Source organism: Edaphovirga cremea (assembly GCF_003332275.1).
Lineage (GTDB): Bacteria > Pseudomonadota > Gammaproteobacteria > Enterobacterales > Enterobacteriaceae > Edaphovirga > Edaphovirga cremea.
Window position 1 is genome coordinate 129,839 of the sequence record NZ_QOVA01000002.1, and the last position, 15,226, is coordinate 145,064.

Genomic DNA, 15,226 nt, shown 5'->3' on the forward strand with positions numbered 1-15,226 from the left:
CTGATGGGAACCCCACATACATGGATTGCCTCGCTGTTAACCGCTCTGCCAGAGGAAAAGATCGCCGCCAGGGTCAGTGACAGTAATGCTGATTGGGAATATGTCGACGGCGAGATGGTCAAGCTGGGGGCGCTGGGGCATAACTCGCTGGATATCAATCAGGTACAACAGCGTATTTTGTTGCTGCTTGCCTCGGAGAGTAAAGATTTCCGCCTGATCGGACATTTGTTGCGAACCTTGCAACATGCCGGACGGCCGCTCGAATTGATTCTTTCCGCACAATTACTTTGTGCGTGGGTGAAGGCGTATTGGTCATCCGCATGGCCGGAAAGTGCCGTGATTAAACGGCGGCTGGCGCAGCAAATTCTGAAACGTTTTGCCAGTGCGGCGGACAGTTTTATTGAAAAAGCCGATCACGGCCAGGTGCAGGAGATGCTGGGTGAGCTGGCTCATCTGGCGCATTTATGGCAGCAGCCCGAAGCGGATTTGGCGCGGGAAGTGGATGCGCTGTGCGCGAAGTATCGTCGTCAGCCGGAAAAAAAGGTGGAAGAAACGCCGCAGCCTGGCGTTTATGCCACAGCGTCTGGCGAGCCGGTTGCGCCCGTAGCCGCGCCCATTCCTACCGTGGATGTCGAGAGTTCGGATGAAAAATCCTGGCGACATACGCAGCTTAAAGTGGCGGAAGTGCTCTGTGAACGTCAGCCGGAAAATCCGCTGGGCTATCGGTTACGGCGCAACGCCATTTGGAGCGGCATCACCACATTGCCTCAGTCGCAGGAAGATGGCCGCACGCCATTGGCCGCGTTCTCGGCAGACCGAATGGCGGAGTATCTGGTGGGATTGAACAACCCGGATCTCTCGTTGTGGCGGCGTATCGAACAGAGCCTGTCATTGGCGCCTTATTGGTTTGAGGGGCACTGGCTCTCCGCAAGCGTTGCCATGCAGTTGGGTTTTCCGCGCGTGGCGGAGGCCATTCATGAAGAACTCGGCTATTTCCTGCAACGTTTACCTGCGCTGAAAACCCTGAGTTTCACCGATCGCACGCCATTCCTGACGGGCAAAACCCGCGAATGGGCGGAGCCTGTCAGGCAAGAAAACAGCCGCGCCGCGCAGGCCAATAGCGATAAAGAGGCTATTTGGCAACGCTGGCAGCAGCAGGGGCTGGAAGCTGCGCTGGTGGAAATTGACAGGCAGCAACAGCGTCAGGATCCGCGTGGGCAATTTTACAGCCAGTTACTGAGCGCCAACCTGCTGGATGAGGCGGGATTGACCTCGCTGGCACAACAAAGCTATTCGCAGTTGGCACAAACGGCGCGAACGATCACGTTGCCGGACTGGGAACCCAGTTTGATTGCACAACTGAAAGAAAAACAATCGCCTAAAGGATAACCATGGAACGGAACAGGAGTACCCATTAATGAGAGTACCGGGATTTTTTCGTGTGCTGAAACCGGCCCTTCCAAGGTTTAAAGCCTCTGCACTGTTTTTATTGGTGATGGCATGGTGCGCGGCATTGATTTGGGTTTGGTGGTGGGGACCTGAATGGGTAATTGGTAAACAAAAGCCGCTGGCAACTTCGCTGAGTCGCTGGCTGGTCACCGCCATACTGGTGCTGATGGCGTTGAGCTGGATCACCGTGCGCATCATGCGCCGCTTGCAGCAGTTGGAACAATTACAGCGACAATCCCGCCAGGAGGTGAAAGATCCGGTCAATGCCGACGTTAATTTCCAACAACGTTATCTGTCGCACTGGCTACTTCATCTGGAACGTCATCTCAATAGCCGCAGATATCTGTATCAGTTGCCGTGGTATCTGGTTATTGGCGGCAAAAACAGTGGCAAAAGCACGCTGTTGCAGGAAGGGCAGAAATTGGCCCCGCTTTACCAGCCGGAGAAAATGAAGAGCGATCAGACAGTGGGATTGCATGTGCATTGTTGGGCGGGGGAGCAGGCTGTTCTACTGGATGTCGACAGTGAACTGATTGAGCAACCCGCTTCCCCTGATGGCGATAAACCGCAGCTCTTCTCACGCCTGTGGGACGATCTGCTGCATTGGTTGGCGCAAAACCGGGCGCGCCAGCCATTGAACGGCGTAGTGGTGACGGTCGACATCAGCCAGTTTATGACCTTTAACAAAGCACAGCGTGAGGCTTATCTGGCGATGATGCGCCAGCGCCTGCAGGATTTACGCCTGCAATTACATAGCCAGTTGCCGGTCTATGTGGTGCTGACACGGATGGATCTGTTCTATGGTTTTGACGCGATGTTCCAGACGCTGGATAAAAACCAGCGCGAGTCGGTTCTGGGCGTGACGTTTACGCTTAAAGACGATAACTGGCGTCAGGAGCTGGGCGACTTCTGGCAGCGTTGGATCCGGCAGATGAACAGCGCCTTGCCAGATATGATGATTAATGAGGTGGATAGCAGCCAGCGTGGCCCGCTTTTCAGCTTTGTGCGCCAGATGCATGGCTTGCAGGAGTACGTCAGCCAACTGCTCGAAGGCATGCTCTTCAATGATGATCAGCACCAGTTGTTGCGCGGGGTGTATCTGACATCGGCCCTGCAACAGGGGCAGATGGACGATATGTTCGTGCAAAGTGCCGCGGCGCGTTATCACTTGGGTACCCAGGCATTTCCATCCTGGCCGGTGGCGGATAGCAGACCCTATTTTACCCGCACCCTGTTTGGCAATGTGCTGTTTACGGAGCCGAATCTGGCCGGTGAGAACCGCGCCTGGCTGAAGAATACGCGCCACAGAATGGTTATCTTTTCTGTCGCAGGAAGTATTGTCGGCCTCGGGCTGCTGTATGGCTGGAACCACTATTACCGCGTCAATTATCGCGCGGGGGTAGAGGTTCTGGAGCAGGCGAAATCGTTCCTCAGTATTCCCACCCCCAGTGACGACGATGATTACGGCAATTTGCAGCTTCCTTTGCTTAACCCCATTCGTGAAGCGACGTTGGCCTATGGTGATTATCACCATCGCAACGCCCTGATCGCGGATATGGGGCTGTATCAGGGGGATCAGATCGGCCCGTATGTCGAAGATACCTATCTGAAATTATTGCAACAGCGTTACCTGCCGGCACTGATGAATGGCTTGCTCAACGCGCTGAATGCGGCACCTGCCGGAAGTGAAGAGAAGCTGAACATCCTGCGGGTAATGCGCATGCTGGAAGACAAAAGCGGACGCAATAAAGCCGTGGTGGCGAAGTACATGGCCGATCGTTGGAGTCAGCGATTCAATGGACAGAACCTGCTTCAGGCGCAATTGATGGCCCACCTCGATTATGCCCTGGATCACACTGACTGGCGGGCACTGCGTGAAGCGGGAAATCAGGATGCCATTGCGCGCTTTACGCCGTATGCCAAGCCCATCCGTGCGGCACAAACCGAATTGAGCAAACTCTCTCTCTATCAGCGGGTTTATCAGAGCCTCAGGGCAAAGGCCCAGCAGGTGCTGCCTTCGGATTTGAATATGCGTGATCAAATCGGGGCAAGTTTTGACAACATTTTCGTTGCCAACGATGAACACCTGCTGAATGTGCCGCAATTCCTCACCCGCTATGGCTTGAACAACTATTTCATCAAGCAACGGGATGGGCTGGTTGAGCTGACCGCCATGGACAGTTGGGTACTGAACCTGACGCAAAATGTCCAGTACAGCGAGGCCGATCGCAAAGAGATCCAGCGCCACCTCACCGATCAATACTTCAGTGATTACACCGTGACCTGGCGTTCCGCCATGAACAATCTGGAGATCCAGCAGTTTGATGAAACCTCGCAGGTGATCACCGCGCTGGAACAGGTGATCGGTGGCGATCAGGTATTCAGGCGGGCCTTGCAGGCGCTGCACGATAACACCCGGGTTGCCATCGTGCCTGAGGGACTGTCCGATTCGCAGCGTCAGGATTTCCTCGAGTCTGCGGATTATCGCCTGATGGCGCGTATCACCCGCGACTTCGCGTTGGAAAACAATGTCCTGGCGGAGCAAAAAGAGGGAACGGGTACGCTGCAAGGCGTCTACCAGAAATTGACCGATTTGCATCGCTATCTGTTGGCTATCCAGAACTCGCCGACGCCGGGTAAATCGGCCCTCAAGGCAGTGCAAATGCGTCTGGAGCAGAACAGCAGTGATCCGATCTTTGCTGCCCAGCAAATGGCGAAAAACCTGCCGAATCCGCTCAACCGTTGGGTTGGGAAACTGGCCGATCAGGCATGGCGTGTGGTGATGCTCGAAGCTATCCAATATATGGAAGTGGAATGGCAAAGTTCGGTCTTCAAACCTTATCAGACCCATTTGGCTGGCCGCTTTCCGTTTGATCCCAACGCCCGTGAAGATGTGTCGCTCAGTGAGTTTGAACGCTTCTTCAAACCGGGTGGCGCGCTTGACGCTTTCTATCAGCAAAACCTCAAGCCGTTCATTGAAAATCAACTGACCTGGGGCAGTGACGGGGAGGTGTTGATCCGCGATGACATCCGCGAGCAGTTGGAAGCCGCGCAGAAAATCCGTGACACCTTCTTTAGCCAACAGAACGGGTTGGGCACGCAGTTTGCGGTAGAGCCCGTGGAGTTGTCGGCGGGCAAACGTCGCAGCGTACTGAATCTGGATGGGCAGTTGCTGGATTACACCCATGGACGCTCCCGTACCGTACATCTGGTGTGGCCGAACTCCATGCGTGCCGGGGTGGAAAGCAAACTGACCCTGGTGCCGGATGCCAATGACAAAGCGCCACGCAGTATCAGTTTCACTGGCCCGTGGGCGCAGTTGCGGCTGATTAATTCGGGGCAATTGACGGATGTTGATGACGGGTCATTTAACGTGCGTTTCAACGTGGATGGCGGCTACATGATTTACCGCGTTTCCGTTGACGCGTCGGACAATCCGTTTGCCGGTGGTCTGTTCAGCAAGTTCAGCTTGCCCGAGACCCTGTATTGACCGTAACCCGGCGGAGGATGCCCCGCCGGGTCTATTCAGGATGAATGATGGTGAATGAACGTACCTCTAGCATTGTGATCCACACCGGTGGCGACCCGCGCAATTTGACGGAGTTTGAGGCGATCCGGCAGGAAATTAATAAATCCAGCCATCCGTCCCAGCCGGAAGTGAACTGGAAACTGGTGGAGTCGCTGGCGCTGACGCTGTTTCGCCGCAACGGTGTCGATTTACAGACGGCGACCTATTACACCCTGGCGCGTACCCGTCTGGCGGGCATGGCCGGATTTACCGAGGGTTGTGAGTTATTGGCTGGCGTCATCAGCAGTGAGTGGGCGGTGTGCTGGCCGGACAACGAAACGGCACGGATTGAGATTCTGGAATGGTTTAACTCACGAATTGGCAATGTGCTGCGTGCGCAGATTTTAAGCGAGAAAATGCTGCCATTGTTGTTTCGTGCCGAACGGGCATTGCAGATTATCAGCGACACCTTGCAGCAGTTGCCGCTGCGGCGACTCCCGCGAATCGAGAACCTGCTGTATTTCATACAAAACAGCATCAAACAGATTGAGCAGGAAGGGATGGTGAAAAACCGGGCTTTGGTACAAACCACCCAAGAGGCCGTGACGCTGGTCTGGATGCCGAGAGATGAAGAGGCTGAAATGCCCACTCAATCTGTTGAGCAGGTCTTTGAGTCCCCGCCTGTTCCACCGAAACCGGCAGCGGAAATGGCAAGCCCGACCGCCGTACAACTTAACTCACCCGCCAAAGCGCGTCGCAAACTGCATCTGGGCAGTTTCTTCACGGGCGCACTGTGCTGTTCGCTGATCGCAGCGCTCGGGTTTTTTCTTTACATCAATCCGTTGTATCAGCGGCTGGAAGCTCTCGGTGAGCAGCCAGATGTTGCCACGCTGCTTTGGCTGGAACAGCCGGTATTGGCGACCTACGGCAAGCAACTGGACAGTTTGGCCTCACAGTCACCGTTACTGCCTTTGGCAAGGGCTGAACGTTCCGTTGCGCTGGCGAAACAGAACTGGCCGCAAGAGCCGCAGCAGCAACAGGAAACCCTGCGATGGCAGCAAATTCAACAGGCCAGAACCGGTGATGCCGGTCTGGGACAAAGCTATTTCTACGTGCAGCAGCACTTGCAGACGCTCAGTAACCAGTTGTTGGAGCAGGAGCGGCTCAAAGGCAGCCTGACCATCTCGTATCTGAAAACCGCGATTTATCAGATGCAAAGCGCATTGCAGGCAGACGTGCCGCTGGAGGAGTTGCTGCGCCAGCTTTCTGTCTCGGTAGAACAGGGTAAACCCGCCTCAGCGGTATTGCTTAAACAGATAGATGACCGTTGGAACACGCTGTCCAGCCGCTATCACCAGTTCACTCAACGCTAGCCCCAGCAGAAGAATACCCAGGAGGGAATATGTTTTCTGAGGATAAAAAACAGACATCCGGGACCATCAAGCCCCAAAATTTTGTTGCCTCCGATTCACCCAGCGGTGTGCTGCCCAAAGGTGGATCGTTGATGAAGAACCTGACGGGTTCTGCCAGCGGGGGGCTGGGGGCTCTGACCGATTCTTTGAGTACCCCTACCGGATTGCAATTTACCCTGAGCGTGATGGGGTTGCCTGCCCAACAGTTTGTGGTGGTGGACTTTAGCCTGACCGAGACTTTCTCATCGCCATATCTGCTGCAAGTAGGATTGGCCAGCGCCGATCCGGCCATAGATTTTGCCGCAGTGCTGGATAACAGCGTCACGCTGAACGTCTGGCGCGATGGCGTATTGCAACGCTGTGTGAATGGTATCGTCGCCAGCTTCGAACAGGGTGATACCGGTTTCCACCAGACCCGATACAGTATGGTGATTCGTCCACCGCTGTGGCGCACGTCGCTGCGCCGCAATTCGCGGATATTCCAGCAGCAGACGCCGGAAGAAATTATCACTACCTTGCTGCGGGAGAACGGTATTGTCGATGCGGCATTTTCTCTGCGTCATGCCCATCCAGCCCGCGAGTTTTGCGTGCAGTATCAGGAGTCGGATTTCGCGTTCATTCAGCGTCTGAGTGCAGAAGAGGGGATGTATTACTATTATGCGGTGAAAAATGGCGGCGCTGTAAAAAACGATGGCGCAACAAAAAATAGCCAACAGTTAAAAAGCAGTAACGAGGCAAAAAACAGTAATGAGGCAAAAAGCAGCGGAGAGACGCTGATTTTTGCCGACGATGCCGGTACGTTACCCACCGGTCCGCTGTTGCCCTGGAACATCAACAAGGCCGCACAAAGCAAAGAACTGTGCGTGGACAGCTTCCGGCGCAGGGCGCAGGTTCGTCCGGCCAGCGCCCAACTCAAAGACTACACCTTCAAAAACCCGAACTGGCCTGCGAAGTTTGACCAGCATGCGCGGGAGCTGCATAACCAGCGACCAGATTATGAGTATTACGACTTCCCTGGGCGGTTCAAAGACGAACAGCACGGCAAGGATTTTACTCTTTACCAACTGGACGGCCTGCGTAATGACGCAGACATCGCGCAAGGGCAAAGCAACGCCTTCCAGCTCTATCCGGGGCTGCTATTCACCCTGTACGCCCACCCTCGGCCCGACCTAAACACGGCATGGCAAATTGTCAGCATCACCCATACCGGGAGCCAGCCAGCGGCGCTGGAGCAAGAGTCGGGTGAGCAAGGCACGGTGTTGTATAACCATTTCAGCGTTATTCCGGCGAAACAAACCTGGCGGCCAGCACCGTTGCCGAAACCCTGCGTGGATGGCCCGCAAATTGCCATTGTGGTGGGGCCGCCTGGGGAAGAGATCTACTGCGATGATTTTGGCCGCGTGCGGGTGAAATTCCTCTGGGATCGCTACGCCAAAGGCGACGACACCAGCTCTTGCTGGATCCGTGTCAGTCAGGCATGGGCGGGGCAAGGCTGGGGCAACATTGCAATACCGCGTATAGGTCAGGAAGTGATCGTCGATTTTCTGCATGGCGATCCCGATCAACCGATCATCACCGGGCGGACGTACCACGCCAATAATACCGTTCCCAACAAGCTGCCAACCTCGAAAACCAAGATGTCCATTCGTTCCAAAACGCATAAAGGACAGGGCTTTAATGAGCTGAGTTTCGAGGATTCTGCGGGCAAAGAGGAAGTTTATATCCATGGTCAGAAGGATATGCGTACCGAGGTGTTGAATGACCGCGCAACGACCGTGGGTAACAACCATAGCGAAACGGTTAAGGCCAACCAGACCATCCACGTATTTGCCAATCAGCAATCCACCATAGAGAAGAACCAGACCACCACGGTGAACCAGAACCGGGTGGAGACCGTGGTGCTGACCAATACCGAAGTGGTGGGGTTGAGCAGTACCGTGACCATTGGGACCGCGTATGCGCTCACGGTGGGCGGAGCGATGAATACCGCCGTAGGGCTGAGCCAGTCCGAGCAAGTAGGTATCCACAAAACGGTCAACGTCGGTAATTCACTCAGTTTCACTGCGGGGGATGTCATCGAACTGACCTGCGGCAAAAGCACCTTCAGGATGGATAAATCAGGCCGGGTGACAATCAGCGGCACCGAGTTCCTGTTTGAAGCCAACGGGCCGGTGCAAATCAACGGCAAAGACGTCGATATAAACTGAGGAGCAGGGAAATGGAGTTCCGCAATCTGACGCCCTTTGCCGTCCAGAATTACAAGATGTTGGATAAGAACGACAAAGAGCATCATGTCGTGGTGATGAAGGCGGGTTATCAACTGAACCGTGATGCGCATGGCGATGTTCAGGCCGTGGTGATGGACAGCGATCCGGTGGCGTTGAGTTTTCAGGATGTGTTTGCTGGTGAAGTGAACCAGTCATCCGAGCTACAGGAAAGCGATCTTGCCCCGTTCAAACCGCTTTGCGATGTGATTATCACTGCCACGGCGCATGCGCCAGAGGGAAAACCCTGTGCCGCATTCCCGGTTAGCGTCACGCTGACCCGCGCTGATGGTGAGGTCTTGCTGAATAAAACCCTCACCGTGGCCGGAGCACAGCATATCGAACAACAAGGATGGCCGCGCCAGTGGGAACTGAGTGAACCAGCACCTTTTGTCGCGTTGCCGATCAATTATGAAGTGGCTTTTGGTGGCGAGTGCCGGATAGAACGCGACGATGAAGCTGCGGCGGAAGTGCCAGCAGAACATCAACTGACGCCCGAGCAACAGAACACGCATCCACAGGCACCGGCCAGTCCGTTGGCACATACCGTTTTCACTGCCAATCCGATCGGTATGGGATATATCGAACCCTGGTATGCCCGCGCCAAAAAAGTGACGTCATTGCCCCTACCGCGAATTACCGACCCACGTCATCCGTATACGCAAGAGCAGGCGATGGCACTTATTGCAGGGACGGCAGATCTGAACGCACCGGCATATCAACCTGCCGGTTTTGGCCTGATCGGACGCGCCTGGCAGCCACGACTTGCCAAGGCCGGTACCTATGACGAGACGTGGTTGGAAAACCGTCATCCCTATCTGCCCGCAGATTTTGATTTTAATTACTGGAACGGCGCACCTGCCGATCAGCAAATCACCTTCCCCCCCTTAAACCTGAAGATAACGCTGCATAACCTGACCCCTGGGGGTTCGTTACATTTCACTCTGCCGGATCATCTGGCCTTTATCCTGTTGCGCCTGAAAAACGGTGCCATGGTGCCGCAAAAAATGTGGCTGGATACGCTGTATATCGATGCCGAACAGCAGCGGGTGATAGTGACGTGGCGTTATGTACTGGCGGCCGATGCGCCATTACGGGTGATGGAAGCCCGTTATGAAGTCCATCCCGAACAGTGGTTGGAAAAAATCTACCCGTTACAGGTTGATCAGTCCCACGCCAAGGAGAGTGAATAATGGCCGATAACGTTGTCGCCCGTAAAGACGGGGAGTGGCTGGTGATCAGTATGCTGCCCGACGTCTGCAAAACGCCATGCGGTTCTTCCACGCCACCGATTCCTTATCCGGTGGTCGCCTATCTGGGCAATGCCGTACAGGTTGTGCCATCAGTGAAAGCCAATGGCAATCCGCTGGTGGTGTTTAACCAGAGTTCGATTCCCACGACCGTGGGCGATGAACCGGGCGTTGCGAAGGGGATACAAAGCGGCACTGTGGGCGGAAAGTGCTACCCCAAAACCCACAGCAGTACGGTACGGGCAGGGAAGAAACCCATCCTGCGTCATGATGATGAGTTCTGGATGAATGGGGCGTAACGATGGATGACCGCATGGATGTTTCACACTCGGCGCCTACCTCTGCCGATCAGGATGCCTTTTATAAAACCATTGACTCGATAAAGGTGCAGGGGACAAAAGCGGACGATTGGGTCTCGGTCGATATGCACTACAACAATGGTAATCCGCCCGATCAGGATCTGTTTACGCAGCAGGAATATGAAGGGTTAAAGAAAAAGAACCCCAAGCTGAATTTACCTGAACTGCCGGATGGCCCACGGAGCACGGCATCGGCCTCCTCTTCTGGCAGCAGCGGCAGCGGTAATACCTCTGGGAAAGTGACAGCCATAACGACTGCCAGCGGAGGCAGCGCACACGAAGCCGCTCCGGTAGTGAAGACCCAGACAGAGGAAGAAGAGGGAATATGGGATTCAATTAAAAACTGGATGACTGGTGCGGGCGACAAGGTGGAGGCCGCAGCAAACCATCCGGTGGAAGGAGGCAAAGGCGCAGCCAAAGGCATGTGGAACATGGTACCCGACATGGCCACGATGATGGCCCAGGGCAGCGCATATCAGATGGCCGGTGAGATGGAGCAAAATGCCGCGATCCTCTCCCTGTTTGGCATGGATGAGCAGGCCAAGGCTCAGCAGACCATGGGGCAGGCGGTACGTGACAATGCCAGTAACATAAATTTTGACGAATACCGGTTGGAAATGTCGAATAAGGCGCAGGAAGGGGGCGATTTGATTGCCACTATTGCTGGCTTTGCCACGGGTGTGGGTGGGGTAATTAAGTTAGGTGGTCGGGCAACGGTGAAAGGTCTTGGTGGCGGGGCCGCTAAAGTGATGCGCAAGGAGGCCAGTGAGGTTGAAGCCGTCGCTAAACTCGACAGTACGTCGGGCAAGGTGACGACCTCCGACGGGGGCAAGATTACACCGAACAAGACCAAAGAAACGGGCGTGGAAAAGAAGAAGCACACTGACGCAGACCAAAAAAAAGACGGTGTGGATGATTCAGTGTCCACATCGGCCAGTGAACCGGTTGATGTAGCCAGCGGTAATTATCTGCAAAATCTGCCGATGATAGCGCTTCCCGGCACATTGCCGCTGAATTTGTCCCGCGATTACCGATCTCGTTCAACCGTGGGCGGGATGTTCGGCGACAAATGGATGGATGAGTGGTCACAGTGTCTCGAACTGGACAAAGACCAGATTCGCTTTATCAACGCAGAAGGGATGACGCTGATCTACTCCGCCCCGGCCATACGGGATAATGTCTATGGCCTGAACATCCAGCGGGGTGAATATCACCTACAGGGATCACGCAGTGGCGTATTAACTATTTTTAACCGCAAGACCCAGCAAACCCTGCATTTTGCCCAGCAAAGGGGCCAGCGGCGTTGTTTATCCGCGATTACCGATCGTAGTGGCAACCGCGTCACCTTCCATTATCACCATGACCAGCTATCGACCGTTGAACACAGCGACGGCTATCACCTGGCGCTGAGCTGGCAACAGCAACGGGTAAGCACTATCGATCTGATCACAGACGGTCAATGCCAGCGTCTGGTGACCTGCCGCTACAGCGAGGCAGGCCGGTTGATTGAGTGCGATACTTTCCAGTTTACCCATTTGTGGCATGAGTACACGGCCGAAGGTTACATGACCCGTTGGTATGACACCGACCAGACGGATGTGCATTACCAGTATGATGATGAGGGTCGGGTCATTGCGTTGCGCGAAGCCAGTGGTTACTACTCTGACCGCTTTATTTACGACACCGCCGCGCGCTGTACCACCTATCTGGACAGCGAGGGCGGTGCCACCCGTTACTGGTATGACGACAACGGACTGGTGACGCGGGAAGTCGATCCGTTGGGTCGGGAGCGGCATACCGAGTGGGACGTCAGTAACAAACTGTCCGAGACCGACGCGCTGGGGCGCACCACCCGCTATCGCTACAACCCCTACGGTGAAGTGGTGCAATTGACGACGCCGACGGGGGAGGTTTTTCGCTATGTCTATGACGAACAGGGGCTGATTAGCCGTGTGACTTTGCCTGACGGCAAGCGCTGGTATTTTGCCTACACGGCAGAAGGGAAACTGCACCAGTTGACCGACCCGCAGGGGCGTTTGCAGGTCTATGACTATGATGAGCATGGCGAAATGGTGCGCCACCTGTTGCCGGATGGCGAAGCCTGGCACTACCGCTATGACTCGCGCCGTCAGCTCCATGCGATAACCGCGCCGGACGGGGCGACGAGCCAGTTGACGCAGGATTGCTTTGGCCGCCTGACCAGTTGGCAGGACGCGCTGGGGCAGACCACGCGCTTTGTACAGAGCACGGCACACGCCAACGTGGAAGGCAGCCTCAGTGAACGGTGGCTGCCGGACGGGGGGAGACAGTCAGTCAGTTACGACAGCGAAAAACGCGTGGCCAGCAGCACTGACGGTGAAGGGAAAACCACGCACTACGAATACGGCCCGTTTGACCTGCTGATGGCCATGACAAGGCCCGATGGTGAGCGGCTGACCTTTGGTTACGACACGCTGTGCCGCCTGAATCAGGTCACCAATGCACAGGGGCAGACGTACCGCTATACCCGCGACCTGGCGGGGCAGGTGGTGAGCGAAACCGATTTTACCGGGTGCACGGTGCAGTATGAATACGATGCCGCTGGGCGGCGTATCCGTGCGCGTTATCCAGACAATCGTCTTGTGTGCTGGCACCATTCCCTGCGTGATGACGTGCTCAGCCAGCAGGTGTGGCAGTGCGGGGAGACGCAGTCCACGCTGGAAGTGGCCACCCACTATGCCTATGACCCCGAGGGGCGGCGCATCAGGGCTGAAAACCCTGATGCGGTGGTGGAGTTTGCATTTGATGACGCCGGGCAGGTGGTGAGTGAGCGACTGAACGGACGCGAGGTCAGCCACAGTTGGGATGAACTGCGCGGCACGCCACAGGCTCGCACGGTAGGTGAGTTGGGGCTGACGTATACCTACGGCGTACAGGGGCGGCTCACGGGTTTGCAACTGAACGGGCATCAGCCCTTGCAGTTACAGTATGACGTGCTGGGGCGGGAGACGCAGCGGGCGAGTCCCGCCGGGTTTGTGCAGGCCAGCCAGTATACGCCAGTGGGTTTGCTGGCGGGTCAGATGGCCGGGCAGAAAGCGTTGCCGGGCAGTGCGGTGAACCGGTCGTGGCACTATGATCAGGCCTACAACGTGACGGGAATAGAGGATCGCCGCTGGGGCAAGACGCGTTATTACTACAATGCCAATGACCAGATAGTGCATGCGGACTTTGGCGGGATATTGCCGCTGCAGGAACAGTTCAGCTACGACGCGAACCTGAATCTGGCCGTTCAGGGGCGGTTGTCGCGCGGCAGTCAGGCGGAGTGGGAACAGACAGCCCAGCAGCAACAGGCGGGGCGCGTGGTGCAGCGGGGGGAGTGTGAATACCATTACGATGCCGCCGGGCGCTTAAGCGAGAAACGCACCCACCCTGATGGTTTTCGGCCCCAGATCTGGCGTTACCGCTGGGATGGCCTCAACCAGTTGCGCGAACTGATAACGCCGTCAGGCGTACGCTGGCGCTACGGTTATGATGCATTTGGTCGGCGGATCCGCAAGCTGAAGGTGCTGGACGGGGGACAAACCCCCGCAGCGATACCGGGTGCCCGACCCAAAGTGGCAGGGTACGAGTATTTGTGGAGCGGTGATCAACTGATTGAGGAAGTACCGGTCTACGCCGACGGCACGGTGGCGTATGACCAGAGTATCCACTGGCTGTATGAACCGGGCGGGATGACGCCGGTGGCGCGGCATGAGCGGGGGCAGTTGCACTATGTGGTGGCGGACGCCCTGGGCACGCCCCGGGAGTTGCTGACCGAGCAGGGAAAAGTCGCCTGGGCCAACCGACTGAGCACCTGGGGACAGGCGGATGTGTGGCCGCTGGCGGCGAGCAATGACGATATACTGAGTTGCAACTTACGTTTTGCGGGTCAGTACGCAGATGACGAATCGGGGTTGCACTACAACCGTTTTCGTTACTATGATAATGAGACGGGGCAGTACCTGACACCGGACCCGATAGGGCTGGCGGGGGGCGTGAATCCGTATGGGTATGTGCATAATCCGGTGGGGTATATCGACCCGTTGGGGTTAGTTGCTGTTGATGCACCTGGATATAATGTTTATGGTTTATTCGATCCTGGAGTAAAAGAGCCTTATTATGTTGGTATTACCAACGATCTTGATAGACGAGCGATTGAACATGCTGGAACTGGCAGGTTAACACCGGGTGCAAGTATGCAGCCTCTGGATAGAAATGTTACATACGGTCAGGCCAGGGGCTATGAACAATATTATATTGAGGAGTATAAAACTAAAACCGGGATTATAGGTAAGGATATTTCCTCGACTAATCGAGGAAATAAGTATAACTCGTTTGATCGTAGTAGAACTGATGCGCGAGCGAATGCGTTTAAAGATGCCTATAATAAAAAGAGTGTGCTGAAAAAATATAAAGGGAAATGTGGATGAGTGATTTCAAATTTTGGGGTTGGGATAAGAAACCTAGAACAATGCTTCGTTTTGTGAAACCTGGTGATATATTTTGCTTTCAATTTGATGATGAGAAATATGGTTTTGGGCGTATTATTTCAAAGATAATGACAGGACATGTCGCAGAGTTTTTTGATTTTAGCTCATCTGGTCCAAATATAACAGAAAGTATTATCAAAAAGTCAAAACGAGCAGTCTCACCTGTTGTAATTGATACTTATGGATTATTTGATAAAAAGGGGTATCCTGATAGTGAATGGAGAATAATTGGCCACCAGAATAATTTTTCTCCAGAAAATGTTGAGGGTGTTTATTTTACTTATGGGTTAGGTAGTTCATGTAAAAAAGTAGATGTCTTTGATAATGAGATATCTATATCAGAACATGAGGCAGAATTACTTCCTCGGTTGAGTCCACACTCTGACTATCATATTAAATCCTTATTAAAGGATATCATTTGACTGTTATGCTGAAAATCTGGATATCGCTGATGGACACTTAAATAAAGGTGGAGG

The 15,226-nt window shown here is 54.7% G+C and carries 8 protein-coding genes; all 8 read left to right on the top strand.

From position 1 onward, the window contains the following. Window positions 1-3: 3 nt before the first annotated feature. The 8 genes from tssA to DRI82_RS03570 all read left to right on the top strand — a co-directional run bounded on the left by tssA (window position 4) and on the right by DRI82_RS03570 (window position 15,172). Window positions 4-1,389, top strand: coding sequence for a type VI secretion system protein TssA (tssA, locus tag DRI82_RS03535; RefSeq protein WP_114192126.1), 1,386 nt, complete (start codon window positions 4-6; stop codon window positions 1,387-1,389). A 28-nt stretch (window positions 1,390-1,417) separates the two neighbouring features. Next, entirely contained in the window at window positions 1,418-4,939 is a 3,522-nt protein-coding gene (tssM, locus tag DRI82_RS03540) for a type VI secretion system membrane subunit TssM (protein WP_114192127.1), read from the top strand. A 44-nt stretch (window positions 4,940-4,983) separates the two neighbouring features. Beyond that, window positions 4,984-6,330, top strand: coding sequence for a VasL domain-containing protein (locus tag DRI82_RS03545; RefSeq protein ID WP_245956762.1), 1,347 nt, complete (start codon window positions 4,984-4,986; stop codon window positions 6,328-6,330). Between the two features lie 131 nt (window positions 6,331-6,461). Continuing rightward, entirely contained in the window at window positions 6,462-8,576 is a 2,115-nt protein-coding gene (locus DRI82_RS03550) for a type VI secretion system Vgr family protein (protein ID WP_114192407.1), read from the top strand. An 11-nt stretch (window positions 8,577-8,587) separates the two neighbouring features. Further along, window positions 8,588-9,826: a DUF2169 family type VI secretion system accessory protein gene (locus DRI82_RS03555; RefSeq protein WP_114192129.1), complete on the top strand. Its 1,239-nt coding sequence runs from the start codon at window positions 8,588-8,590 to the stop codon at window positions 9,824-9,826. Continuing rightward, window positions 9,826-10,182: a DUF4150 domain-containing protein gene (locus DRI82_RS03560; protein WP_114192130.1), complete on the top strand. Its 357-nt coding sequence runs from the start codon at window positions 9,826-9,828 to the stop codon at window positions 10,180-10,182. The genes DRI82_RS03555 and DRI82_RS03560 overlap by 1 nt, the downstream gene beginning before the upstream one ends. A gap of 2 nt (window positions 10,183-10,184) precedes the next feature. After that, a complete protein-coding gene (locus DRI82_RS03565; RefSeq protein ID WP_114192131.1) occupies window positions 10,185-14,690 on the top strand; it encodes an RHS repeat-associated core domain-containing protein in 4,506 nt (1,501 codons plus the stop codon). Beyond that, entirely contained in the window at window positions 14,687-15,172 is a 486-nt protein-coding gene (locus tag DRI82_RS03570; protein WP_114192132.1) for an immunity 26/phosphotriesterase HocA family protein, read from the top strand. Before DRI82_RS03565 ends, DRI82_RS03570 begins: the two co-directional genes overlap by 4 nt. Window positions 15,173-15,226: the final 54 nt, after the last annotated feature.

Bases quoted from the DNA above. Each gene is read 5' to 3' on its own strand.
- DRI82_RS03545 (WP_245956762.1), top strand. From the start codon at position 4,984: ATGATGGTGAATGAACGTACCTCTAGCATTGTGATCCACACCGGTGGC.
- DRI82_RS03560 (WP_114192130.1), top strand. From the start codon at position 9,826: ATGGCCGATAACGTTGTCGCCCGTAAAGACGGGGAGTGGCTGGTGATC.
- tssA (WP_114192126.1), top strand. From the start codon at position 4: ATGGGAACCCCACATACATGGATTGCCTCGCTGTTAACCGCTCTGCCA.
- DRI82_RS03550 (WP_114192407.1), top strand. From the start codon at position 6,462: ATGAAGAACCTGACGGGTTCTGCCAGCGGGGGGCTGGGGGCTCTGACC.
- tssM (WP_114192127.1), top strand. From the start codon at position 1,418: ATGAGAGTACCGGGATTTTTTCGTGTGCTGAAACCGGCCCTTCCAAGG.
- DRI82_RS03555 (WP_114192129.1), top strand. From the start codon at position 8,588: ATGGAGTTCCGCAATCTGACGCCCTTTGCCGTCCAGAATTACAAGATG.
- DRI82_RS03570 (WP_114192132.1), top strand. From the start codon at position 14,687: ATGAGTGATTTCAAATTTTGGGGTTGGGATAAGAAACCTAGAACAATG.
- DRI82_RS03565 (WP_114192131.1), top strand. From the start codon at position 10,185: ATGGATGACCGCATGGATGTTTCACACTCGGCGCCTACCTCTGCCGAT.